General features: G+C 64.9%; 20 protein-coding genes. 15 read left to right on the forward strand and 5 right to left on the reverse strand.

Annotation, left to right across the window (positions count from 1 at the left end; all coding sequences use genetic code 11):
• The first annotated feature begins 130 nt into the window (after positions 1-130).
• From AC1VNY_RS13985 to AC1VNY_RS13995, 3 genes are all read left to right on the forward strand, one after another.
• A complete protein-coding gene (locus AC1VNY_RS13985; RefSeq protein WP_016845834.1) occupies positions 131-625 on the forward strand; it encodes a MarR family winged helix-turn-helix transcriptional regulator in 495 nt (164 codons plus the stop codon).
• Positions 626-628: 3 nt separating this feature from the next.
• Complete coding sequence (locus tag AC1VNY_RS13990; RefSeq protein ID WP_482405562.1) at positions 629-1,444, forward strand: alpha/beta hydrolase; 816 nt, start codon at positions 629-631, stop codon at positions 1,442-1,444.
• Positions 1,445-1,613: 169 nt separating this feature from the next.
• Positions 1,614-3,257, forward strand: coding sequence for a benzoate-CoA ligase family protein (locus tag AC1VNY_RS13995; RefSeq protein ID WP_482405563.1), 1,644 nt, complete (start codon positions 1,614-1,616; stop codon positions 3,255-3,257).
• 47 nt (positions 3,258-3,304) lie between these two features.
• Here the strand turns inward: AC1VNY_RS13995 and AC1VNY_RS14000 are convergent, their stop codons facing one another.
• Together AC1VNY_RS14000 and AC1VNY_RS14005 are read right to left on the reverse strand one after the other, a co-directional pair.
• Positions 3,305-4,918, reverse strand: a complete 1,614-nt coding sequence (locus tag AC1VNY_RS14000; protein ID WP_482405564.1) for a DHA2 family efflux MFS transporter permease subunit — start codon at positions 4,916-4,918, stop codon at positions 3,305-3,307.
• Between the two features lie 8 nt (positions 4,919-4,926).
• Entirely contained in the window at positions 4,927-6,111 is a 1,185-nt protein-coding gene (locus tag AC1VNY_RS14005; protein WP_482405565.1) for an HlyD family secretion protein, read from the reverse strand.
• A 156-nt stretch (positions 6,112-6,267) separates the two neighbouring features.
• On the opposite strand from AC1VNY_RS14005, the gene AC1VNY_RS14010 reads away from it, so the two are divergent.
• Positions 6,268-6,972: a TetR/AcrR family transcriptional regulator gene (locus tag AC1VNY_RS14010; protein ID WP_482405566.1), complete on the forward strand. Its 705-nt coding sequence runs from the start codon at positions 6,268-6,270 to the stop codon at positions 6,970-6,972.
• Between the two features lie 13 nt (positions 6,973-6,985).
• Here the strand turns inward: AC1VNY_RS14010 and AC1VNY_RS14015 are convergent, their stop codons facing one another.
• Together AC1VNY_RS14015 and AC1VNY_RS14020 are read right to left on the reverse strand one after the other, a co-directional pair.
• Positions 6,986-8,743, reverse strand: a complete 1,758-nt coding sequence (locus AC1VNY_RS14015) for an ATP-binding protein (protein ID WP_482405631.1) — start codon at positions 8,741-8,743, stop codon at positions 6,986-6,988.
• Positions 8,744-8,840: 97 nt separating this feature from the next.
• On the reverse strand, positions 8,841-9,767 hold the full coding sequence (locus tag AC1VNY_RS14020; protein WP_028345195.1) for a LysR family transcriptional regulator: 927 nt from the start codon (positions 9,765-9,767) through the stop codon (positions 8,841-8,843).
• Positions 9,768-9,933: 166 nt separating this feature from the next.
• Between AC1VNY_RS14020 and AC1VNY_RS14025 the strand changes: the two genes are divergently transcribed.
• The 8 genes from AC1VNY_RS14025 to AC1VNY_RS14060 all read left to right on the forward strand — a co-directional run bounded on the left by AC1VNY_RS14025 (position 9,934) and on the right by AC1VNY_RS14060 (position 18,651).
• Complete coding sequence (locus tag AC1VNY_RS14025; protein WP_304500256.1) at positions 9,934-10,953, forward strand: class 1 fructose-bisphosphatase; 1,020 nt, start codon at positions 9,934-9,936, stop codon at positions 10,951-10,953.
• A gap of 10 nt (positions 10,954-10,963) precedes the next feature.
• Positions 10,964-11,839 (forward strand): phosphoribulokinase, encoded by an 876-nt coding sequence (locus AC1VNY_RS14030; RefSeq protein WP_028331481.1) that lies wholly within the window; start codon positions 10,964-10,966, stop codon positions 11,837-11,839.
• Positions 11,836-13,857 (forward strand): transketolase, encoded by a 2,022-nt coding sequence (gene tkt, locus AC1VNY_RS14035; RefSeq protein ID WP_482405567.1) that lies wholly within the window; start codon positions 11,836-11,838, stop codon positions 13,855-13,857. Before AC1VNY_RS14030 ends, tkt begins: the two co-directional genes overlap by 4 nt.
• 15 nt (positions 13,858-13,872) lie before the next feature.
• The gene (fba, locus tag AC1VNY_RS14040; protein ID WP_016845644.1) at positions 13,873-14,955 is read left to right on the forward strand and encodes a class II fructose-bisphosphate aldolase; all 1,083 of its coding nucleotides are present in this window, start codon (positions 13,873-13,875) and stop codon (positions 14,953-14,955) included.
• 36 nt (positions 14,956-14,991) lie between these two features.
• Positions 14,992-16,449 (forward strand): form I ribulose bisphosphate carboxylase large subunit, encoded by a 1,458-nt coding sequence (locus AC1VNY_RS14045; RefSeq protein ID WP_482405632.1) that lies wholly within the window; start codon positions 14,992-14,994, stop codon positions 16,447-16,449.
• 12 nt (positions 16,450-16,461) lie between these two features.
• Positions 16,462-16,887 carry a ribulose bisphosphate carboxylase small subunit gene (locus AC1VNY_RS14050; protein WP_304499520.1) on the forward strand — a complete coding sequence of 142 codons (426 nt, stop codon included), beginning with the start codon at positions 16,462-16,464 and terminating at the stop codon, positions 16,885-16,887.
• Positions 16,888-16,996: 109 nt separating this feature from the next.
• The gene (gene cbbX, locus AC1VNY_RS14055) at positions 16,997-17,938 is read left to right on the forward strand and encodes a CbbX protein (protein ID WP_482405568.1); all 942 of its coding nucleotides are present in this window, start codon (positions 16,997-16,999) and stop codon (positions 17,936-17,938) included.
• Positions 17,935-18,651 carry an HAD-IA family hydrolase gene (locus tag AC1VNY_RS14060; RefSeq protein WP_482405569.1) on the forward strand — a complete coding sequence of 239 codons (717 nt, stop codon included), beginning with the start codon at positions 17,935-17,937 and terminating at the stop codon, positions 18,649-18,651. Before cbbX ends, AC1VNY_RS14060 begins: the two co-directional genes overlap by 4 nt.
• 38 nt (positions 18,652-18,689) lie before the next feature.
• On the opposite strand, the gene AC1VNY_RS14065 is transcribed toward AC1VNY_RS14060, so the two are convergent.
• A complete protein-coding gene (locus AC1VNY_RS14065; protein WP_482405570.1) occupies positions 18,690-19,124 on the reverse strand; it encodes a hypothetical protein in 435 nt (144 codons plus the stop codon).
• Between the two features lie 139 nt (positions 19,125-19,263).
• Between AC1VNY_RS14065 and chvE the strand changes: the two genes are divergently transcribed.
• The 3 genes from chvE to mmsB all read left to right on the forward strand — a co-directional run bounded on the left by chvE (position 19,264) and on the right by mmsB (position 23,272).
• On the forward strand, positions 19,264-20,337 hold the full coding sequence (gene chvE, locus AC1VNY_RS14070) for a multiple monosaccharide ABC transporter substrate-binding protein (RefSeq protein WP_482405571.1): 1,074 nt from the start codon (positions 19,264-19,266) through the stop codon (positions 20,335-20,337).
• A gap of 167 nt (positions 20,338-20,504) precedes the next feature.
• Entirely contained in the window at positions 20,505-22,085 is a 1,581-nt protein-coding gene (gene mmsA, locus AC1VNY_RS14075; protein WP_482405572.1) for a multiple monosaccharide ABC transporter ATP-binding protein, read from the forward strand.
• Positions 22,082-23,272, forward strand: a complete 1,191-nt coding sequence (mmsB, locus tag AC1VNY_RS14080) for a multiple monosaccharide ABC transporter permease (protein WP_482405573.1) — start codon at positions 22,082-22,084, stop codon at positions 23,270-23,272. Before mmsA ends, mmsB begins: the two co-directional genes overlap by 4 nt.
• Positions 23,273-23,287 lie beyond the last annotated feature (15 nt).

Genomic DNA, 23,287 nt, shown 5'->3' on the forward strand with positions numbered 1-23,287 from the left:
TTAAAGAAATTGCAGGATTGCCCCGGCGTATCAGGCGCGATTCGCAATTGTCCTTGCGGGACGCCGCGAATTGCTTGAAGCTCAAAACAATTGGTCAGACCGGAACCCGCCGCGGAGGCACGATCGCCGCATGATCCTCGATTCCGAAACCAAAGCCGTCGAACTGCCCGACGATCACGGCACCGAGCTGCGGCTGTGGCTGCGCCTCTTGACCTGCACCACGCTGATCGAAGGCGAGGTGCGCAGCCGGCTGCGCGAGAAGTTCGACGTCACGCTGCCGCGCTTCGACCTAATGGCCCAGCTCGACAAGGTGTCTGACGGCATGACGCTGTCGGACCTGTCGAAGCGGATGATGGTGTCGAACGGCAACGTCACCGGGCTGGTCGAGCGCCTGGTTGAATCAGGCCATCTCGATCGCCGCACCTCGGAGACGGACCGCCGCGTGCAGTTCATCCGACTCACAAAACTCGGCCGCGCCGAATTCCGCAAGATGGCCGCCGAGCACGAGAAGTGGATCGCCGATATCTTCGGCGATCTCTCGCCGAAGGATATCCGCGAACTGATGCGGCTGCTCGCCAAGGCCAAGGGCTCGGCGCAGCGCTCCGCCAAGGCAAGGAGCGCTTAAGCCGTGACCGAGGTCGATTACGAGGTCGAATACAACAACCGGGCGCGGGTGCCGGAAAATCCGGCGCTGATGGCCGGCTGGGCGCGGGACTCCGCGGCCTATCGCGAGCAGCACCCGCCGCGGCGGCTGACCTATGGTCCGGGCAGCCGCAACGTCATCGACCTGTTCGAAGGCGATCGCGACGGGCCGCTCGTGGTCTTCATCCATGGCGGCTATTGGCAGGCGCTGGATGGCTCGTCGTCCAGCCACTGCGCGCGTGGCCTCAACGGCCACGGCATCAGCGTCGCGGTGCCGAGCTACGATCTCTGCCCCAATGTCACGGTCGACGCCATCATCGGCGAGATGCGTGCGGCGTGCCGCGAACTGGCCAGGCTCGGCCGGCCGCTGGTCGTGTCGGGACACTCCGCAGGCGGACATCTTGCCGCATGCATGCTCGCGACCGATTGGCCGGCCCATGATGCGTCGCTGCCGAAGGACCTGGTCAGGGCTGCTTACGCGATCTCCGGCCTGTTCGAGCTCGAGCCATTGGTCGGCACCTCCATCAACAAGGCGCTTGGCCTCGACCGCGCCGCCGCCCGGGCGGCGAGCCCGCTGTCCTGGACGCCGCCTGCGGGCGCGACGCTCGATGCCGTCGTCGGCGGCGCCGAGAGCGCGGAATATCACCGGCAGAGCCGGACCATCGTCGATGTCTGGGGCAAAGCGGGCGTTGCAACGCAGTTCGGCGTTGTGCCCGACGCCAATCATTTCACCGCGATCGCGCCGCTCGCCGACCCGGGCTCGGCGATGGTCGCGCGGCTGAAGCAGCTTACGCAAATCTGAGGTTCTGAAGGGCCGGCGAGCGATTGCCACGCGATTTCCACCCTTGCGCCGAATTATTTTAAGTATAAAATGATTGGCGGTTGGAACGCTGCCGGGCGTCCTCGATATTGATGTTGGTCTTCTCGATATTGGTCTTGGCCTTTCTGGATGGAAAGCGAGGGGCGATCGAATGTCAGGTGAATTTCCCGGGCTCGGCCCATCCGGGCATGTCGACGAATTCGCACGGCGCAACCTGCCGCCATCAGCGCAATGGCCGCAGCTGCTGCTCGACCGGCCGGAATTTCAATATCCCGATTATCTCAACGCCGCGGTCGAGCTGACCGACCGCATCGTCGAGCAGGGGATGGGCGATCGCATCGCGCTGATCGGCAATGGCCGTCAGCGCACCTACAAGGAACTGCTTGATTGGTCGAACCGCCTGGCGCATGCGCTGGTGGAGAACTACGGCGTCAAGCCCGGCAATCGCGTCCTGATCCGCTCGGGCAACAACCCTGCGCTGGTCGCGGCCTGGCTCGCGGCGACCAAGGCCGGTGCCGTCGTCGTCAACACCATGCCGATGCTGCGCGCCGGCGAACTGGCCAAGATCGTCGACAAGGCCGAGATCTCGCTGGCGCTGACCGACAGCCGCATCGCGGATGAACTGGTGGCCTGCGCCAAGACCAGCAAGTTCCTCAGGCAGGTCGTCAATTTCGACGGCACGCAGAACCACGATGCCGAGCTCGACCGGATCGCGCTGAACAAGCCGGTCAAGTTCGATGCGGTGAAGACCGGCCGCGACGACGTCGCGTTGCTCGGCTTCACGTCGGGCACGACGGGCGAGCCCAAGGCGACCATGCACTTCCACCGCGATCTCCTGATCGTCGCCGACGGTTATGCGAAGGAAGTGCTCAAGGTCACACCGGACGACGTGTTCGTCGGCTCGCCGCCGCTTGCCTTCACGTTCGGCCTCGGCGGGCTCGCGATCTTCCCGCTGCGCTTCGGCGCCACCGCGACGCTGCTGGAGAACGCGGCACCGAGCGAAATGATCCGGATCATCGAAACCTACAAGGCGACGATCTGCTTCACCGCGCCGACCGCCTATCGGGCGATGATGGCGGCGATGGACAAGGGCGCGGATCTGTCGTCGCTGCGCCTCGCCGTCTCGGCCGGCGAGACGCTGCCGGCGCCGGTGTTCGAGAGCTGGACGAAGAAGACCGGCAAGCCGATCCTCGACGGCATCGGCAGCACCGAGCTACTGCACATCTTCATCACCAACCGCACCGGCAGCGCCGTTGGCGGCACCACGGGCACGCCAGTCTCGGGATACGAGGCCAAAATCGTCGACGAAGACATGAACGAGCTGCCGGCGGGCCAGGTCGGCAAGCTGGCGGTGCGCGGTCCGACCGGCTGTCGTTACCTCGCGGATTCCAGGCAGACCAAATATGTCCGCGACGGCTGGAACATCACCGGCGATGCCTTCGTCAGCGACGAGAACGGCCGGCTGTCGTTCGTGGCGCGGGCCGACGACATGATCATCTCGGCGGGCTACAACATCGCCGGCCCTGAGGTCGAGGCGGCCCTGCTCGGCCATCCCGATGTCGCGGAGTGCGCTGTGATCGGCGCACCCGACGAGGAGCGGGGACAGATCGTCTCGGCGTTCATCGTGCTGAAGCAGGGCGCGCGCTGCGATGATGTCGAGGTCAAGCTGCTGCAGGATCACGTCAAGGCGGCGATCGCGCCGTACAAATATCCGCGCGCGATCGCCTTCGTCGAGGCGCTGCCGAAGACCCAGACCGGAAAGATCCAGCGCTTCAAGCTGCGCGAAGCAAGCTGAAAATCGGGCGACGGCTTTCGGCCGCCGCCCCGGGGATCAACGAGAGATCAATGCGCCGCGCCGCCGCCGGCCGAACTCTTCGGCTTGCCGGTCAGCAGGATCGCGATCGCGGCAAACACCAGCACGATGCCGATCACGGCAAAGGTGTCGCTGAAACCAAGCACCAGGGCCTGGCGCTTCACGATATTGCCGAGCGCCACGATCGCCTGATGATGCGCGGTCGCCGGATCGGAGATGCCGTGGCTGAGGAAGTAATTGGTCACCTCGGCGATCCGGGTGCGCACTTCCTCGCGGCCGAGGTCGACCGACTGGCCGATGATGTTGGAGTGGAACTGCTCGCGCTTGGTGACGATGGTGGCGAGCAGGGCCGTGCCGATCGCGCCGCCGAGATTGCGCATCATGTTTGAGATGCCGGAGGCCGCCGCCGCATCCTGCGGCGCGACGCTGCCGAGGCTGACCGCCGACAGCGGGGCCAGCATGATCGCCTGGCCGATCGCACGGACGATGTTCGGGACGAAGAACTGGTCGCCGGAGTAATCGAGCGACATCGCGATGTTCATGAAGGAGGAGACCGCGAACAGGATCATGCCGGTGAAGGCGATGAAGCGCGGATCGAAACGCTGCATCAGCTTCGGCACGAGCGGGATCAGGATCAGCTGCGGCAGGCCGGTCCAGGCCAGCACCTGGCCGATCTGCTCGGCGTTGTAGCGCTGCACCTGGCCGAGATAGGCCGGCAGCAGGTAGACCGAGCCGAACAGCGCGAAGCCGACGAACACCGCCGAGATGGTGCCGAAGCCGAAGCTGCGCTGGGTCAGGAGGCGCAGCTGGATCAGCGGCTTTTCGACGACGAGCTCGATCCAGACGAACAGAGTGAGGCTGACGGCCGCGATCACCGCGAGCTTGACGATGAAGGGCGAGCCGAACCAGTCGTTCTTGTTGCCTTCCTCGAGCACGGCCTGCAGCGACGAGAGGCCGATCGCCATCGTGGCGATGCCGAGCCAATCGCCCTCACGGAGCAGATGCAACTGCATCGGCTGGCGTTCCAGCGTGAAATAGAGGGTGATGACCATCACCGCGGTCGGGATTACATTGACGAAGAAGATGGTCTGCCAGCCGTAATTCTCGGTGAGGTAGCCGCCGATGGTCGGTCCGATCGCGGGGGCAAAGGTCACGGCGAGAGCGAACATGGCAAGGCCGACCGGCTGCTGGGCCTTCGGCAGCTTGGTGAAAACCAGCGTGAAGGCCATCGGGATCAGCACGCCGCCAAAGAAGCCCTGCAAGCCGCGCATCGCGATCATCGAGGGCAGGTCGTGGGTGAAGGCACAGGCGACCGAGAAGATCGCAAACAGGGTGGCGAAGCCGATGATGATCTTGCGGAAGGAAAACACCCGGCTGAGATAGTCGGTCAGCGGGATCACCACGATCTCGCCGATCAGATAGGAGGTCGAGATCCAGGAGCCGTTGTCGACGCCGGTTCCGATGCCGCCCTCGATGTTGAGCAACGAGGCGTTGGTGATCTGGATGTTGAGGATCGCCATGAAGGCGCCGATCATGGCGGCGACGATGGAGATCCAGACGGCCATGCTGGCGCGGTTGGGATCGGCTGCTACGGTTGCTGCGCGGGGCGCAGCGGCCGGGGAGGAGAGCGCGAGATCGGACATGACATCACCTATTTGAAGGAGGCGACAGCGAGCTTGGGAGAGGCGCCGGAGCGCGGCGCTTCGCCGGGTTGCGACAAGGTTGCGATGGTCGGGATGACCGACATGCCGGGCCGCAATTCGACCGCCGTCGCGTCGAGCTTGATCTTCACCGGAATGCGCTGCACCACCTTGGTGAAGTTGCCGGTCGCATTGTCAGGCGGCAGCAGCGCGAATTCCTGGCCGCTGGCGGGCGCGAGACTGTCGACATGGCCGCGCACCACCTGTCCCGGGAACATGTCGACGGCGATCTCGACCGGCTGACCCTTGCGGACATTGGTGAGCTGCGTCTCCTTGTAGTTGGCGATCACATAGGCGCCGGTGGCGGGCACCAGCGACATCAGTTGCGTGCCGGCCTGGACGAACTGGCCGGTGCGGAGCGTGCGGTTGCCGACCACGCCGTCGATCGGGGCTGATATGGTGGTGTAGCCGAGGTTCAGCTCGGCCTGATGCTGGAGCGCGGTTGCGCGCGCCTGCGACGCGACCGTCTGGGCAATGTCGGCCTTGAGCAGCTCCACCTGGCGGAGCGCGGAGGCGAGGTTCGCGGTATCGCGGGCGACGGCGGCCTGTGCGCTGGCGTAGCGCGACTGCGCCTGCTGCGCGTTCTGCACGCTGCCGAAGCCGGTGCCGGCGAGGTCGGTGTAGCGCTTGTTCTCCTGCTCGGCGAACGTCTGCGTCGCGGTGTCCACGGCGAGGGTCGCGCGTGCCGCTTCGATCACGGACTGCTGCACATCGAGCTGCGCATGCTTGCTGGCGATCGCGGCCTCGGCGGCGGCGACGTCGGCCTTGGCCTGATCCAGCGCGACCCTGAAATCGCGATTGTCGATCCGCGCCAGCATCTGGCCGGCGCGCACATGCTCATTGTCGCCGACCAGCACCGCGCTGAGATAGCCGGAGACCTTTGGCGCGATCGTCGTGTTGTCGGCCTTCACATAGGCGTCGTCGGTCGAGACCTGAAAACGGCCGACCGTCCAGTAATCCCAGCCGTACCAGGCTCCGCCCGCGAGAACGGCGAGCGCCGCGCCGGCCAGCAGCAGGCGGCGAAGCCTGCCCTTGGCGGCTTGCGGCCTGGCGGCCTCCGGATTTGCGATCAATTGCCTGGCGGTCTCGGCCGGAACCTGGCTCTCGGCCTTGAATGATGTCTCATGCTGGCTCATGGCGGTGCTCCTGATCCGTTCTATCCCATTGGAAAATCTAGCCAATATCGGCAGATGCCCGTAGGATTAATTAGGAAACTTGATGTTTTCCAAAATAGAGCCCATATTAGGAGTGTCAATAGAATGACAGGTATCATTTAAAAGCATGGCTCGCGGATGAACCGGAATGACAAGGATCAGACTGAACAAGGCGCGCCGGCCCGGCGCGGCCGCGGGCGGCCGCAGCTGCGATCCGACGACGAGACGCGCGCGCTGATCTATGACGCCGCGCGGCGCGAGTTCTCCGAGCGCGGCTTCGCTGCGGCCAACATCGCCGACGTGGCTTGCCGCGCCGGCGTTTCCACCAAGACACTCTATCGGCTGATCCCGACCAAGCTGGCGCTGTTCGAGGGCACGGTGACGGACCGGATGGACCGATTCATATCCGCCGTAAATCTCGGCGCCTGCGACGGCCGCGATATCGCGGCGGCATTGGAGGCGGCGCTCTCGAGCTGTGGCGAACTGATCCTCGATGCCGACGTCATCGCACTCCAGCGCATCATCCTGGCCGACAGCGACAAATTCCCCGGCATTGCCAAGATGTTCTACGAGAAGGCGATGCAGCGGACCCTTGGCGCGCTGGCTGCGTGGCTGGGCGTGCAGCAGCGGCGGGGACGGATCGCGGTGGACGACGCGCAGGCCGCTGCGGGCATGCTGCTCGGCATGCTCGTGTTCCAGCCGCAACGCGACGTGATGTACGGCCACAGGCCGCCGCCGTCGCGGGCGCAGATCGAGGCCCGCGCCAAGGCCTGCGCGGCGCTGTTCCTGTCCGGATGCGCCGCACCGGCCGACCAGACCAAGAGGCGTGGCGGAGAGGCGTGATGCCGCTGCAGCGTTACTTGCCCATTGCCGCCGCCGGCGGCTGGGTCAGCACCTGCCGGATCATCCGCGCGAGATCGGATTTGCGGTAGGGCTTCGGCAGCAGCGTCACATCGGGGTCGAGGCGGCCGTGGTGGATGATCGCGTCCTCGGTGTAGCCGGAGGTGAAGAGCACGCGCACCGAGGGCAGTTTGGCGATCACGGCGTCGGCGACCTGCCGGCCGTTCATGCCGCCGGACATGATGACGTCGGTGAACAGCACGTCGCAGACGAATCCGTTGTCGACCGCAGCCAATGCTTCCGGGCCGTTGGCGGTGACCATGGTGCGATAGCCGAGCTGCTCGAGCTGGGCGCTGACGTAATTGCGCACCAGCGGATCGTCCTCGACGACCAGGATGGATTCATTGCCGCCGCGCGTGTCGACCGGAGGAGGCGGCTCGACGTCGATCATGTCGCCGCTGCTGCGCGGCAGATAGAGCTTGATCGAGGTGCCGTGGCCCTCTTCGGAATAGATCTTGAGGTGTCCGTTGGACTGCTTGATGAAGCCGTACACCATGCTGAGCCCGAGGCCGGTGCCCTTGCCGGTGTCCTTGGTCGTGAAGAACGGCTCGAACACCTTGTCGCGGATTCCCGCCGGGATGCCACCGCCGGTGTCGCTGACCGCGACCATCACATATTCACCCGCCCGCACGTCGGGGTTGGCGACGGCATAAACCTCGTCGAGGATGACGTTGCTGGTCTCCAGCATCAGCTTGCCGCCATCGGGCATCGCATCGCGGGCATTGACGGCGAGATTGAGCAGCGCGGTCGCCATGTGGTTCGGATCGATGAAGGCCGTCCAGGCGTCGGGTTCGAGCGCGGTATCGATCTCGATCTGCTCGCCGAGCGAGGGGCGCAGCAGCCGCGCGGTGTCCTGCACCAGGGTGTTGAGATTGGCTTCACGCGGTTGCAGCGGCTGCAGCCGCGAGAAGGCCAGCAGGTGCTTGGTCACTTCTGCACCGCGAAACGCCGCGTCGGTGATCATCTTGGCGACAGACGACAGCGCGGGATCATGTTCAACGGCTTCCGCGAGGATGTCGATCAGGCCGGTGATGACGGTCAGGATGTTGTTGAAGTCGTGGGCGATGCCGCCGGAGAGGTGCCCGACGGCCTCCATCTTCTGCACCTGGCGGAGCTTCTGTTCGGCTTCGAGCTGTTCGCGGGCGGCCTCGACTTCGCGGGCGCGCATGAAGATTTCCGCTTCCATCTGCTCGGTGCGCTCGCGCAACCGGTCGGTCAGCTGGTCCTGCTCGGCACCTCGCTGCTTCAGCTGGATGAAGCTGGTGACGTCTTCGACCCGATGGATGATGTAGGTGAACTGCCCGTTCGGCCCCAACACCGGCGAATTGCGCGGGCTCCAGTAGCGTTCCTCGAATCCGCCGCCCTCCGACTCGGGCTTGCGGATATCGTATTTCTGCACCGTCATGGTGTCGGGGCGGCGGAACTGGACCACGCGCTCGAGCGAGGCGCGCAGGTTCCGCACGCCGTCGGCGGCCGGATCGTCCGGATTGTCGGGAAACACCTCGAACAGCCCGCGCCCGAGGATCGCAGCGCGCTCGGTCTTGGTGGCGCGCAGATAGGCGTCGCTAACTGCCGCGATGCGAAAGTCGGGCTGAGTCAGCACCAGATAAAGGCCGGGCGCCGCCTCGAATAACGCCTTGAAGTCGGGCGTCGGCGGGGACTGGTTCTGCAGTTCAACCTCCCTCGCAGGGTGCGGTCCGCCGGGTGACCGCAGTCAAGATGTGACATGCGTTTCGTGGAACTTCAATGCCTAACATACGGCACTGGCTCGATTTTCTCGACCGATCGGGCGTCGTGGCGGCTCCGGGCCGCTAGTGCGAATTCGGCAGATAGCGCCAGCCCTCCTTGCCGAGGAAGTCCAGCATGGCCTGCGCGGGCGGCAGCAGGATCTTGTCGGTCCGCCTGATCGCGTGCCACTGCCGGACGATCGGCAGGCCCTTCACCTTGAGCACCACCAGCCGGCCGTCCTCCAGCTCATGGAACACCGTGTGCTGGGAGATGAAGGCGATGCCGAGCCCGGCCATGACAGCCTGCTTGATGGTCTCGTTGCTGTCCATCGCCATGCCGAGCTTCGGCTCCAGCCCGACCCGCTCGAAATATTGCTGCATCAGCATCCGCGTGCCTGATCCTTGCTCGCGGGTGATGAAGGTTTCGTTGGCAAGCTCCGAGGGGGCGACGTGCCGCCGCCGCGCCAGCCGATGATCGGGCGCGGCGATGATGAAGTGCGGATGCCGGCCGAGCGGCTTCATCTCCACCTCGACATCGGCCGGCGGCCGGCCCATCACCGCGATGTCGAGATCATAGCCGCGCAGCGCGTCGCGAATCTCCTCGCGGTTGCCGATCCTGAGCGTGACCTCGATCTTGGGAAAGCGGCGCGAGAACGCCGCGATCGCAAACGGCACGAAGTATTTCGCGGTAGAGACCGCGCCCATCGCGACGCGGCCGCCGCTGCGGCCGGCGATCATGTCGAGCGATTGTTCGCAGTCCTTCAGCGCCGCCTCGATCCGCTCGACCAGCGTCAGCACATGCGCGCCGGCATCCGTCAGCGCCATGCCGTCGCCGGTGCGCTGGATCAGCGGCAACCCCGCGAGCGCCTGCAAATTGCGGAGCTGCAGCGTCACCGCGGGCTGGGTCAGGTTCAACCGGTTGGCCGCGGACGTGATCGAACCAGCCTCGTGCAAGGTCGACAGTGCGCGCAGCTGGCGGATGGTGAGATCCCGCGAGAAGTTGCCGGCCATGACAAGCTCCATAAGAAATACTTTGCCCGGACCAAAGATAATAAAATTTCCCTAATCGGGCAATTCGCGCGTTGATAGGGCGAAGGCGACTCCCTGAGGTCGCCTCTCGAAGCCTCGGGACAGAGGGCGCGATCATAGGGAGAGGCCGGTGGAGATTCGTCCTGCATTGCATGCCCATCTGGAGTGGCCGACGCAGCACAACCCGTTGCGCGCCGCGACCGTTGTGGTGATCGAGGCCCTTGCGGGCGCCGCGATCGAGCTCTCGCGCATCATTGCCGCCGGGCCTCTCGCCGGCATCGGCGGCGAGAGCGGCGGGGTCAATCCCGACGGCGATCGTCAGAAGACCATCGACATCGTCGCTGACGATCTGATGCGGAACGCGCTGCGCACCGCGCCGGTCGCCGCGGTGCTGTCGGAGGAGGTCGAACTGCCCGAGACGCTCGATCCCGACGCGCCGCTCTGCGTCGCGATCGATCCGCTCGATGGATCCGCCAATCTCGAAAACAACATCTCGATCGGAACGATCTTCTCGATCCGGCCGAAAGGAAACGACGTCATCTCGACCTTCTTCGAGCCCGGCACGGCACAATGTGCCGCCGGCTGCTTCATCTACGGTCCGCAGACCGTGCTGGTGCTGGCGCTCGACCAGCGCGTCGACTGCTTTACGCTGGACCCGCGAACCGGCGAGTTCGTCCTGACCGCGCGTGACCTGCGCGTGCAGCAGGATGCGTCGGAATTCGCCATCAACGCCTCGAACCGGCGGCACTGGAGCGGCCCGGTGCGCAGCTACATCGACGACTGCCTCGCCGGGGTGAACGGCGAGCGCGGGCAGGACTTCAACATGCGCTGGATCGGCTCGCTGGTGGCGGAGGCCTACCGCATCCTGATGCGCGGCGGCGTGTTCCTGTATCCGGCGGATGCGCGCCAGGGCTACCGCGAAGGCCGGTTGCGTCTGCTGTACGAGGCGCATCCCATCGCACTGATCATGGAATGGGCGGGTGGCGCCGCCTCGAACGGCCGGTCGCGCATTCTCGAACTGTCGGCACGTACGCCGCATCAGCGCGTGCCGCTGATCATGGGATCGACGCGCGCCGTGCGCGACGTCGATGCGATCCACCTGACCGTCGAGCCGTTGTTCGAAAGCAGCGATGCCCCGCTGTTCGCACGGCGCGGCCTGTTCCGCTGAGGAGGACCGCATGTCACGTCGGCATCCCATCATCTCGATCACCGGCTCCTCCGGGGCCGGCACCACCTCGGTGAAGAAGACGTTCGAGAACATCTTCCGCCGCGAGAACGTGGTCGCCGCCTATATCGAGGGCGACGCGTTCCACCGCTACGACCGCGCCGAGATGCGCAGCCTGATGGCGGAGAGGGCCGAGCGCGGCAACAAGCACTTCAGCCATTTCAGCCCCGAGACCAATTTGTTCGAGGAGCTGGAGAAGCTGTTCAGCGACTATGCCGAGACCGGCACCGGAACCACGCGTCACTATGTGCACGACGAGGAGGAGGCGCGGCTCTACGGCGCCAAGCCCGGCACCTTCACCGCCTGGGAGGCGCTGCCGGAGAATTCCGACCTGTTGTTCTACGAGGGCCTGCACGGCGCGGTGGTCACCGACAAGGTGAATGTCGCGCAGCATGCCGACCTCAAGATTGGGGTCGTGCCGGTCATCAACCTCGAATGGATCCAGAAGCTGCATCGCGACCGCAGCCATCGCGGCTACTCCACCGAGGCGGTGACCGACACCATCCTGCGCCGCATGCCGGACTATGTGAATTACATCTGCCCGCAATTCACCGAGACCGACATCAACTTCCAGCGCGTGCCGACGGTCGACACGTCGAACCCGTTCATCGCGCGCTGGATCCCGACGCCGGATGAATCGATGGTCGTGATCCGGCTGAAGAATCCGCGCGGCATCGATTTTCCCTATCTGCTCTCGATGATCCCGAACAGCTTCATGTCGCGCGCCAATTCGATCGTGGTGCACGGCGCCAAGCTCGACCTCGCGATGCAGCTCATCCTGACCCCGCTGATCCTGCAACTGATCGAACGAAAGAGGCGAACGATATGACCGCACTTGCGTCCGTTGCCAGCCGCCCCGAAATCAGCCACGACGAGATGGCGAACGCCATCCGCTTCCTCGCCATCGACGCGGTGGAGCAGTCGAAATCCGGTCATCCCGGCATGCCGATGGGCATGGCCGATGTCGCGACCGTGCTGTTCACGGACTTTCTGAAGTTCGATCCGGCCGATCCGGCCTGGCCCGACCGCGATCGCTTTGTGCTGTCGGCCGGTCACGGCTCGATGCTGCTCTACGCACTGCTTTATCTCACAGGCTACGAGAGCATGACGGTCGACGAGCTCAAGGCGTTCCGGCAGTGGGGATCGAAAACCCCGGGACATCCCGAGTATGGCCACACCCCGGGTGTCGAGACCACGACCGGGCCGCTCGGGCAGGGGATTGCGACCGCGGTCGGCATGGCGCTCGCCGAGCGGCTGATGAACGCGCGCTTCGGCGACGACCTCGTCGACCACTACACCTATGTGATCGCCGGCGATGGCTGCCTGATGGAAGGCATCAGCCATGAGGCGATCTCGCTCGCCGGCCATTTGCGGCTGAATCGTCTGATCGTGCTGTTCGACGACAACCATATCTCGATCGACGGCGCCACCTCGCTGTCCTGCTCGGACGACCAGACGGCGCGGTTCAAGGCCAGCGGCTGGAACGTCAACCGCATCGACGGCCACGATCCGCAGGCGATCACCGCGGCGATCAGGCAGGCACGATCGAGCGATCGTCCGTCGTTGATCGCCTGCCGGACGGTGATCGGGTTCGGTGCGCCGAACCGGCAGGGCAGCGAAAAGGTGCATGGCGCGCCGCTCGGTGCCGATGAGGTGGCGAAGACCCGTGCCGCGCTGCGCTGGCCGTATCCGGCATTCGAAATTCCCGACGCGGTGCTGGCGGAGTGGCGCGAGCTTGGCGGCCGCGGCCGCGACGCGCGGCGGGCCTGGATCGAGCGTTCGCGCAGCGCCTGCAAGGGCGACAAGGCCGAGCGGTCTCCGTTCCACGATGCGCTGAACCGGAAATTGCCTTGCGCCTATGCCGAGGCGATGGCGAAGTTGGTGGCGCGGTTCGCGACCGAGCGGCCGAAGCTCGCCACGCGGCAGGCCTCGCAGCAGGTCATCGACGTGATCGCGGAGGCGTTGCCCAACCTGCTGGGCGGCTCGGCCGACCTCACGCACTCCAATCTGACGCTGGCGAAGTCGCAGGTTTCGGTGCGGCCGGAAACGCTCGACGGCAGCTATATCCATTACGGTATCCGCGAGCATGGCATGGCCGCGGCGATGAACGGCATCGCCCTGCACGGCGGGTTCATTCCCTATGGCGGCACCTTCCTCAGCTTCGCCGATTACAGCCGGCCGGCGATCCGCCTCGCGGCGCTGATGGGGATCCGCGTCATCCATGTGATGACCCACGATTCCATCGGACTCGGCGAGGACGGGCCGACGCATCAGCCGGTCGAGCATCTGGCGGCGCTGCGCGCGATCCCGAACGTCCTGGTGTTCCGCCCGGCCGATGCCGTCGAAACCGCGGAAGCGTGGGACTGCGCGCTGAAGGCAGAGACCTCGCCGTCGATCCTCTGCCTGTCGCGGCAAGCGCTGCCGACGGTGCGCGACGGCAGCAAGGACAACCAGGTCGCGCTCGGCGCCTACGTTCTCGTCGAGCCGGACTTCGCGCGTGACGTCACCCTGATTGCAACGGGTTCGGAGGTGGCGATCGCGCTCGAAGCCGCAAAGCTGCTGGCGGAAGACGGGGTACAGGCCGCGGTCGTCTCGGCCCCGTGCTTCGACCTGTTCCGCCAGCAGCCGAGCGACTATCGCGCTCAGGTGCTGGGCAGCGCCCCGCGCGTCGGCGTGGAAGCTGCGGTCGAAGGCGACTGGGCGCGCTGGCTCGGCGAGGACGGCGCGTTCGTCGGCATGACCGGCTTCGGCGCTTCCGCGCCGGCCGACGTGCTCTACCGCGAGTTCGGTATCACGCCCGCGGCAATCGCTGCTGCTGCAAAACAGCTCATTCAACGAGCGAATTGAAAGGAGGACGCCACCATGGCGCGGATAACCCTGAGACAGTTGCTGGATCATGCCGCCGAACGCGGCTACGGCGTGCCCGCCTTCAACATCAACAATATGGAGCAGGGCCTCGCCATCATGGAGGCGGCGGCCGCCTGTGATGCGCCTGTCATCATCCAGGCCTCGCGCGGCGCGCGGTCCTATGCCAACGACATCATGCTGGCGAAGATGATCGACGCGCTCGAGGAGATGCATCCGCAGATTCCGCTCTGCCTGCATCTCGATCACGGCAACGAAGAGGCGACCTGCGCCACCGCGATCCGCTACGGCTTCACTTCCGTCATGATGGACGGCTCGCTCAAGGCCGACGCCAAGACGGCAGCCGACTACGACTACAACGTCGATATCACCCGCCGGGTCGTCGACATGGCGCACTGGGTCGGCGCGTCGGTCGAAGGCGAGCTCGGTGTGCTCGGCTCGCTCGAGCATGGCGGCGGCGAGCAGGAGGACGGTCACGGCGTCGAAGGCAAGCTGAGCCATGATCAGCTGCTCACCGATCCCGATCAGGCGGTCGATTTCGTCCGCGCCACCAAGGTCGATGCGCTCGCGATCGCGATGGGTACCTCGCATGGCGCCTACAAGTTCACGCGGCGGCCCGACGGCGAGATCCTGGCGATGCGCGTGGTCGAGGAGATCCACAGCCGCCTGCCGAACACGCATCTGGTGATGCACGGCTCGTCCTCGGTGCCGCAGCCGCTGCAGGATATGTTCAACCAGTTCGGCGGCGAGATGCCGCAGACCTGGGGCGTCCCGGTCGAGGAGATCGTCCGCGGCATCAAGCACGGGGTGCGCAAAGTCAATATCGACACCGATTGCCGTCTGGCGATGGCGGCGGCCTTCCGCAAGGTCGCCGTCCAGTCGAAGAGTGAGTTCGATCCGCGCAAATTCCTGAAGCCCGCGATGGATGCGCTGCGCGAACTATGCCGTGACCGCTTCGAGCAGTTCGGCACGGCCGGCAACGCCGCCAGGATCAAGGTGGTTGCACTGCCGGAAATGGCCCGCCGCTATCGCGCCGGCGCGCTCGATCCGCAAATTGGAAAGATGACCCAGGCCGCCTGAGCAAATGGCGACGAACCACAGGAGATTTCGATGAATATGCAGCAGTCGATGACGGTGCGCGGCAAGGATCGCTACAAGTCCGGCGTGATGGAATACAAGCGGATGGGCTATTGGGAGCCGAACTACGAGCCCAAGGACACCGACGTCATCGCCTTGTTCCGCGTTACGCCGCAGGACGGCGTCGATCCGACCGAAGCCTGCGCGGCGGTGGCGGGCGAATCCTCGACCGCGACCTGGACCGTGGTGTGGACCGACCGGCTGACGGCCGCGGAGAAATACCGGGCGAAGTGCTACCGCGTCGATCCGGTGCCGAATTCGCCGGGCAGCTACTTCGCCTATATCGCCTATGACCTCGACCTGTTCGAGCCGGGCTCGATCTCGAACCTGACGGCCTCGATCATCGGCAATGTGTTCGGCTTCAAGCCGCTGAAGGCGTTGCGGCTCGAGGACATGCGGCTGCCGACCGCCTATGTGAAGACATTCCAGGGGCCGGCGACCGGCATCGTGGTGGAGCGCGAGCGGCTCGACAAGTTCGGCCGTCCCTTGCTCGGCGCCACCGTGAAGCCGAAGCTCGGCCTGTCCGGCCGCAACTATGGCCGCGTTGTCTATGAAGCCTTGAAAGGCGGGCTCGACTTCACCAAAGACGACGAGAACATCAACTCGCAGCCCTTCATGCACTGGCGTGAGCGCTTCCTCTACTGCATGGAGGCGGTGAACCGCGCGCAGGCCGCGACCGGCGAGATCAAGGGCACCTATCTCAACGTTACCGCGGCGACCATGGAGGACATGTACGAGCGCGCCGAGCTCGCCCATGAGCTCGGCTCCAACATCGTCATGATCGATCTTGTGATCGGCTACACCGCGATCCAGTCGATGGCGAAGTGGGCGCGCAAGAACAACATGATCCTGCATCTGCATCGCGCCGGCCACTCGACCTACACACGGCAGCGCAGCCACGGCGTCTCGTTCCGCGTGATCGCGAAATGGATGCGGCTCGCCGGCGTCGATCACATCCATGCCGGCACGGTGGTCGGCAAGCTCGAGGGCGATCCGAACACCACCCGCGGCTATTACGACATCTGCCGCGAGGACTTCAATCCGTTGCACCTGGAGCACGGCGTGTTCTTCGACCAGAACTGGGCGAGCCTCAACAAGCTGATGCCCGTGGCCTCCGGCGGCATTCATGCCGGCCAGATGCACCAGCTGCTCGATCTGCTCGGCGAGGACGTCGTGCTGCAGTTCGGCGGCGGCACCATCGGCCATCCCCGCGGCATCCAGGCCGGCGCCACCGCCAACCGCGTCGCGCTGGAGGCCATGATCCTCGCCCGCAACGAGGGACGCGACTACGTCCACGAAGGGCCGGAGATCCTGGCCAAGGCGGCGCAGACCTGCACGCCGCTACGCGAGGCACTCGATGTCTGGAAGGACGTCACCTTCAACTACGAGTCGACGGACGCCCCCGATTTCGTTCCCACGCCGAGCATGGCGGTCTGAGAGGAGGTTCTCATGCGCGTTACCCAAGGCTGCTTCTCGTTCCTGCCCGATCTCACCGACGAGCAGATCGCCGCACAGGTGCAATATTGTCTCGACAAGGGCTGGGCGGTGAACATCGAGTTCACCGACGATCCGCATCCCCGCAACACCTATTGGGATATGTGGGGCCTGCCGATGTTCGACCTGCGCGATGCGGCCGGCATCATGAAGGAACTCGCCGACTGCCGGCGAGTCTATGGCGACCGCTATATCCGGGTCTCCGGCTTTGATTCCAGCCCGGGTTGGGAGTCGGTTCGCATCTCCTTCATCGTCAACCGGCCGCAGGAGGAGCCAGGCTTCCGGCTCGACCGCCAGGAGGCCGCCGGACGCAATCTGCGTTACGCGACCCATTCCTATGCAGCGAGCCGCCCCGAAGGCGAACGCTACACCGATCATTGACCGCGTCCGGCTTGCAAACCAGGCGGGTTGCTCCCTCGACCGTCCTGGTCCGGATGCACTTCTCCGTCGTCGCCGCCGCGGCGACGGAGCTTTTCCAGGCGAGAGGACAATGACGCAAGCGCAAGAACAGATCAGCGAACAAATCCGCGAGACCCCGCTCGAGACCATCGACCTTCGCCATGAATTCGCCGACCTCGGCATCGGCGACGTGCTCGACCAGCTCGATTCCGAATTGATCGGCCTGAAGCCGGTGAAGACCCGTATCCGCGAGATCGCATCGCTGCTGCTGGTCGAACGCATCAGGCAGAAGATGGCGCTGGCGACGACGTTTCCGACCCTGCATATGTCGTTCACCGGCAACCCCGGCACCGGCAAGACCACGGTCGCGCTGCGGATGGCCGGAATCCTGCACCGGCTCGGCTTCGTGCGCCGCGGCCACGTCATCAGCGTCACGCGCGACGACCTCGTCGGCCAATATATCGGCCACACCGCGCCGAAGACGAAGGAAATATTGAAGAAGGCGATGGGCGGCGTGCTGTTCATCGACGAGGCCTATTACCTCTATCGCCCGGAAAACGAGCGCGACTACGGGCAGGAGGCGATCGAGATCCTGCTGCAGGTGATGGAGCAGCAGCGCGAGGATCTGGTCGTGATCCTGGCCGGCTATGGCGACCGCATGGAGAAGTTCTTCCAGAGCAATCCGGGTTTTCGCTCCCGGATCGCGCATCACATCGACTTTCCCGACTATTCGGACGGCGAGTTGCTCTGGATCGCCGAGCTGATGTTGCAGCAGCAGAATTATCGTTTCTCTCCCGAAGCACGCGAGGCCTTCACCCGGTACATCGGCATCCGCAAGGAACAGCCGCTGTTCTCCAATGCACGCTCGATCCGCAATGCGCTCGATCGCATCCGGCTGCGCCAGGCCAATCGGATCGTGGCGAAGCTCGACCGCACGCTCACCGCCGACGACGTGATGTCGATCGAGGCCGGCGACGTGCTTGCCAGCCGGGTGTTCGTCAAGGGCGCCGGTGCGCCGGGCGAGGGACGATGAACGAGGCGCTCGCCGCGATCCGGTCCGCCGGGATGCGCGACATCATTGCGAGCGCCCGCGCCTTGATCTTCGATGTCGACGGCACGCTCGCCGAGACCGAGGAGGTGCATCGCCGCGCCTTCAATGAAGCCTTTGCCGAAGCCGGCCTCGATTGGTTCTGGGACCAGGTCACTTACGCGCGGCTGCTTCGGGTGGCCGGAGGCAAGGAGCGCATCCGCGCCTTCGACCAGCGCAACGCGGTCCCAATGCTGACATTCGCGGAGATCGCCGACCTGCACAGGATCAAGACCGCGCGCTACGCCGCGCTGATCGCCGCGGGCGACTGTCCGTTGCGGCCGGGCGTTAGGGCCTGGCTCGCCGGCGCGCGCAGCCGCGGCCAGCGCCTGGCGATCGCAACGACCACCTCGCATGGCAATATCGATGCGTTGCTTTCGGTTTCGCTCGGGCTGGACTGGGCCGACCAGTTCGAGGCGATCGTTGCCGGCGACGACGTGCCGCGGAAGAAGCCGGCGCCGGATGTCTATGTCGAGGTTCTGGCGCGGCTCGGGCTCGGGCCGGGAGATTGCGTCGCCGTTGAGGATTCCGGCAACGGCCTTGCCGCCGCGGCAGGCGCCGGCATCCCCGTGGTCATCACCCGCAGCACCTATTTCAGCGACGACGATTTTGCCGAGGCGCTGCTTGTCGTCGACGATCTCTCTGACATCAATGCCTGAAGGCCGCTGCCGCTGGCCGGCAGTTGGGGCAAATTTATTCAGGTGGTGAAATAAATGGCGCTTGCATCCATAGCAGGGTGCGGGCACAATCCCACCAATGGTTGCCAGAAGTAGTGCCGCGCCACCTGGGGGCTTTGGGACTTGCCAGCGATACCGGATTGTGCCCCAGGACCCTCCACATCTCCGATCAATTTATTCGGATGGTTAAATAAATGGCCAGTCGGTGCTTGCGTCCATCTGGTAGGGGCAACATCAACCAAAGGGTGCAAGAAGCGGTGACGCATTGCCAGAAGTTCTGGCGGACGCTGGCGCTCGCCGACGATTCCGGGAGACCGGCGCGTCATGATCCTCCACGTCATTCCCGCGCCTCGTTCGTCCCACGACGTGACCCGCGACTGAACCCGGCATTGCGGGATCGACATGGCCGATCGTGCGGAGTGAGCATTGGCGCTGTTGACGGGATCGATCGACATTCCGCAATTTCGGTTCGTGACGGTCCCGGCGCCGATCCGACATCGCCGTAGAATCTGCGGTCCGCCCACGAACGATAGCCGTCGATTGACGCTGTTCACGGCAACGGTACCCCAACTCAAAAAAACGAGGGAGTGAAGCATGTCCAAATTGAAGACCAGCTTGTTTGCGCTCGCGCTGGCCGGCCTTGCCGCGGCGGTGTCGGATCGCGACGCGCTCGCCCAGAGCAAGCCGACCATCGGCATCGCGATGCCGACCAAGTCCTCGGCACGGTGGATCGACGACGGCAACAACATGGTCAAGGTGCTGAAGGAGCGCGGCTACGGCACCGACCTGCAGTACGCCGAAGACGACATTCCAAACCAGCTCTCCCAGGTCGAGAACATGGTGACCAAGGGTGCCAAGGTGCTGGTCATCGCCGCCATCGACGGCACCACCTTGTCCGATGTCCTGAAGCAGGCCAAGGCCCAGGGCATCACGGTGATCGCCTATGACCGCCTGATCCGCGGCACCCCCAACGTCGACTATTACGCGACCTTCGACAATTTTCAGGTCGGCGTGTTGCAGGCGCAGTCGATCGAGAACGCGCTCGGGCTCAAGGAGGGCAAGGGGCCCTTCAACATCGAGCTGTTCGGCGGCTCGCCCGACGACAACAATGCGTATTTCTTCTACGACGGCGCGATGTCGGTGTTGAAGCCTTACATCGACAGCGGCAAGCTCGTGGTCGGCAGCGGCCAGACGGGCATGAACAAGGTTGCGACGCTGCGCTGGGACGGTGCGACCGCGCAGGCGCGGATGGACAACCTGCTCAGCGCGTTCTACGGCAAAAAGCGCGTCGATGCGGTGCTGTCGCCCTATGACGGCCTGTCGATCGGCATCATCTCCTCGCTGAAGAGCGTCGGCTACGGCAGCAAGGACCAGCCGATGCCGTACATCAGCGGGCAGGATGCAGAAGTCCCCTCGATCAAGGCGATGCTGCGCGGCGAGCAATATTCGACCATCTTCAAGGATACCCGCGACCTCGCCAAGGTCACGGCCGACATGGTCGACGCCGTGCTGAGCAAGAAGGAGGTCAGCGTCAACGATACCAAGACCTACAACAACGGGGTCAAGGTGGTTCCGTCCTATCTCCTCAAGCCGGTCGTGGTGGATAAGACCAATTGGGAGAAAGTCCTGATTGACAGCGGCTATTACAAGCGCGCGCAATTCGACTAGAGCGTTTTCGAGCGATGTGGCTACCGGTTCGCGTGAGGAAACGCGTCAAAACTAGAATCCAGAGCCCCGTTCCGATTTAATCGGAACGGAATAGGCTCCAGGGCGGATCGCCGGGCAAGCGGCGGCGAGCCGCGCCGGGGACGATCGACGCTGCGGGACATGATCCGATGACGGCAATGCTTGAGATGCGCGGCGTCAGCAAGAGCTTTGCCGGCGTGCAGGCGCTGCGCGACGTCAGCTTCACCGTCGAGGCCGGGCAGATCCATGCGCTGGTCGGCGAAAACGGCGCCGGCAAGTCGACCTTGATGAAGGTGCTGAGCGGGGTCTATCCGGCCGGCAGCTACGATGGGTCGATCGTGTTCGATGGCGAGGAGCGGCGCTTCCGCGACATCAACGACAGCGAGGCGCTCGGGATCATCATCATCCATCAGGAGCTGGCGCTGATCCCGCTGATGTCGATTGCCGAGAACATCTTTCTGTCGCATCCGCCATCGCGGTTCGGCGTCATCGACCGCAACGCGGTGCATCGGCGGACCGCCGAGCTGTTGGCGCAGGTCGGCTTGCGGGAGCCGCCGGACACGCTAATCACCGACCTCGGCGTCGGCAAGCAGCAGCTCGTGGAGATCGCCAAGGCGCTGTCCAAGCGGGTGCGCCTCCTGATCCTCGACGAGCCGACCGCAAGCCTCAACGAAGCCGACAGCGCCGCCTTGCTCGAGCGTCTCCTGGCCTTCCGCGAGCAGGGCATCGCCTCGATCCTGATCTCGCACAAGCTGAACGAGGTTGCGCGCGTCGCCGACCGCATCACGGTGCTGCGCGACGGCCGCACCGTCGACAGCATCGACTGCCGGACCGAGCGCATCGAAGAGGACCGCATCATCCGCAGCATGGTCGACCGCGACCTCGCGCATCGTTTCCCCGAGCGGAAGGCGGAGATCGGCGAACCCGTGATGACGGTGGAGAACTGGTCGGTGTATCACCCGCTGCATACCGAGCGGCAGGTGATCAAGAACGTCGACTTCACGCTGCGCCGCGGCGAGGTGGTCGGCATCGCCGGCCTGATGGGCGCCGGCCGCACCGAGTTCGCCATGAGCCTGTTCGGCCGCGCCTGGGGTTATAACGTCTCCGGCAAGGTCCGCCTCGATGGACGCGAGACCGATCTGTCCAGCGTGCCGGCCGCGATCGATGCCGGCATCGCCTATGTCACGGAAGACCGCAAGCAGCTCGGGCTGATCCTTGCCGCCGACGTCCGCAAGAACGTGACGGTGGCGAGCCTGCGCCAGGTGTCGGAGCGCGGCGTGATCGACGATGTCGCCGAGCTGAAAGCCGCGAGCGACTACCGCACCCGGATGCGGATCCGCTGTTCCGACGTCTACCAGGCGACCGGCGACCTCTCGGGCGGCAACCAGCAGAAGGTGGTGCTGTCGAAATGGCTGATGACCGATCCGAGGGTGCTGCTGCTGGACGAGCCGACGCGCGGGATCGACGTCGGTGCGAAATACGAGATCTACTCCATCATCAACGAGCTGGCCGAGGCCGGCAGGGGCGTTGTAGTGATCTCCTCGGAGATGCCCGAGCTGCTCGGCATCTGCGACCGGATCTGCGTGATGAATGACGGCGCCTTCGTCGGCGAGTTCGCAAGCCACGACGCGACGCAGGAGAAGATCATGCGCGCCATCATGCGCAATGTCAGAATGTCCGGACGCGGCGCCGACGAAAGGGCGGCACGCGCCGGAGGAGGGGCATCATGACCGACAAGACGGTATCACTTCCCGAGACCGCGAGGCATTCCGGCTTCATCAAGAACAATCTGCGCAACTACGGCATGCTGCTGTCGCTGCTCGCGATCATGCTGTTCTTCGAGATCGTGACCGACGGCACGCTGTTGCAGCCGCTCAACCTCACCAATCTCGTGCTGCAGAACAGCTACATCGTCATCATGGCGCTCGGCATGCTGCTGGTGATCGTCACCGGGCATATCGATCTTTCGGTCGGCTCGGTCGCGGGCTTCGTCGGCGCCGTCGCCGCGGTGCTGATGGTGCGCTACCATGTCAGCTACCCGATCGCCTTCGTCGCCTGCCTCCTGGTCGGCGCCGCGATCGGTGCGGCCCAGGGCTATTGGGTGGCCTATTTCGGCATTCCGTCCTTCATCGTGACGCTGGCGGGCATGCTGGTGTTCAAGGGTCTCGCGCTTGCGGTCCTGCAGGGCCAGTCGGTCGGGCCGTTCCCGCCGACCTTCCAGAAGCTGTCGTCGGGCTTCATCCCCGAGCTGTTCCCGAGCGCCGGCACGCTCTATCCGACGTCGCTCGCGATCGGCATCGTCCTGGCGTTTGTCCTGGTGCTGGCGACCGCCAGGAGCCGGGCGCGCGAGCAGGCGCACGGCATCGCCGTCGAGCCCTATGCGTTTTTCATCGTCAAGAGCATCGCGCTGGCGGGCGCGGTGCTCTACTTCACCTATCTGATCGCCTCGCATCGCGGCCTGCCCAACGTGCTCGTCATCATGACCGTCCTGATCGCGCTCTATGGCTTCGTCACGCGGCGGACGGTGATCGGGCGGCAGATCTACGCGGTGGGCGGCAATGCCAAGGCGGCGAAACTGTCGGGCGTCAAGACCGAACGGCTCACCTTCTTCACCTTCGTCAACATGGGCGTGCTGGCCGCGCTCGCCGGGCTGGTGTTCGCAGCCCGGCTCAACACCGCGACGCCGAAGGCCGGCCTCGGCTTCGAGCTCGATGTGATCGCCGCCTGCTTCATCGGCGGTGCGTCGGCCTATGGCGGCGTCGGCCGGGTCGGCGGCGCGGTGGTCGGTGCCATGATCATGGGCGTCATGAACAACGGCATGTCGATCCTCGGCATCGGCATCGATTATCAGCAAGTGATCAAGGGCTTCGTCCTGCTCGGCGCCGTCTGCATCGATGTCTACAACCAGCGCCGCTGACCGCCACGCAGTCAC

Source organism: Bradyrhizobium ferriligni (genome assembly GCF_056837965.1).

Bases quoted from the DNA above. Each gene is read 5' to 3' on its own strand.
- AC1VNY_RS14020 (WP_028345195.1), bottom strand. From the start codon at position 9,767: ATGGCCGGCAACTTCTCGCGGGATCTCACCATCCGCCAGCTGCGCGCA.
- cbbX (WP_482405568.1), top strand. From the start codon at position 16,997: ATGACGCAAGCGCAAGAACAGATCAGCGAACAAATCCGCGAGACCCCG.
- mmsB (WP_482405573.1), top strand. From the start codon at position 22,082: ATGACCGACAAGACGGTATCACTTCCCGAGACCGCGAGGCATTCCGGC.
- AC1VNY_RS14005 (WP_482405565.1), bottom strand. From the start codon at position 6,111: ATGAGCCAGCATGAGACATCATTCAAGGCCGAGAGCCAGGTTCCGGCC.
- AC1VNY_RS14000 (WP_482405564.1), bottom strand. From the start codon at position 4,918: ATGTCCGATCTCGCGCTCTCCTCCCCGGCCGCTGCGCCCCGCGCAGCA.
- mmsA (WP_482405572.1), top strand. From the start codon at position 20,505: ATGACGGCAATGCTTGAGATGCGCGGCGTCAGCAAGAGCTTTGCCGGC.
- AC1VNY_RS14030 (WP_028331481.1), top strand. From the start codon at position 10,964: ATGTCACGTCGGCATCCCATCATCTCGATCACCGGCTCCTCCGGGGCC.
- AC1VNY_RS14050 (WP_304499520.1), top strand. From the start codon at position 16,462: ATGCGCGTTACCCAAGGCTGCTTCTCGTTCCTGCCCGATCTCACCGAC.
- AC1VNY_RS14010 (WP_482405566.1), top strand. From the start codon at position 6,268: ATGAACCGGAATGACAAGGATCAGACTGAACAAGGCGCGCCGGCCCGG.
- fba (WP_016845644.1), top strand. From the start codon at position 13,873: ATGGCGCGGATAACCCTGAGACAGTTGCTGGATCATGCCGCCGAACGC.
- AC1VNY_RS13985 (WP_016845834.1), top strand. From the start codon at position 131: ATGATCCTCGATTCCGAAACCAAAGCCGTCGAACTGCCCGACGATCAC.
- chvE (WP_482405571.1), top strand. From the start codon at position 19,264: ATGTCCAAATTGAAGACCAGCTTGTTTGCGCTCGCGCTGGCCGGCCTT.
- AC1VNY_RS13995 (WP_482405563.1), top strand. From the start codon at position 1,614: ATGTCAGGTGAATTTCCCGGGCTCGGCCCATCCGGGCATGTCGACGAA.
- AC1VNY_RS14060 (WP_482405569.1), top strand. From the start codon at position 17,935: ATGAACGAGGCGCTCGCCGCGATCCGGTCCGCCGGGATGCGCGACATC.
- tkt (WP_482405567.1), top strand. From the start codon at position 11,836: ATGACCGCACTTGCGTCCGTTGCCAGCCGCCCCGAAATCAGCCACGAC.
- AC1VNY_RS14045 (WP_482405632.1), top strand. From the start codon at position 14,992: ATGCAGCAGTCGATGACGGTGCGCGGCAAGGATCGCTACAAGTCCGGC.
- AC1VNY_RS14065 (WP_482405570.1), bottom strand. From the start codon at position 19,124: ATGTCGATCGATCCCGTCAACAGCGCCAATGCTCACTCCGCACGATCG.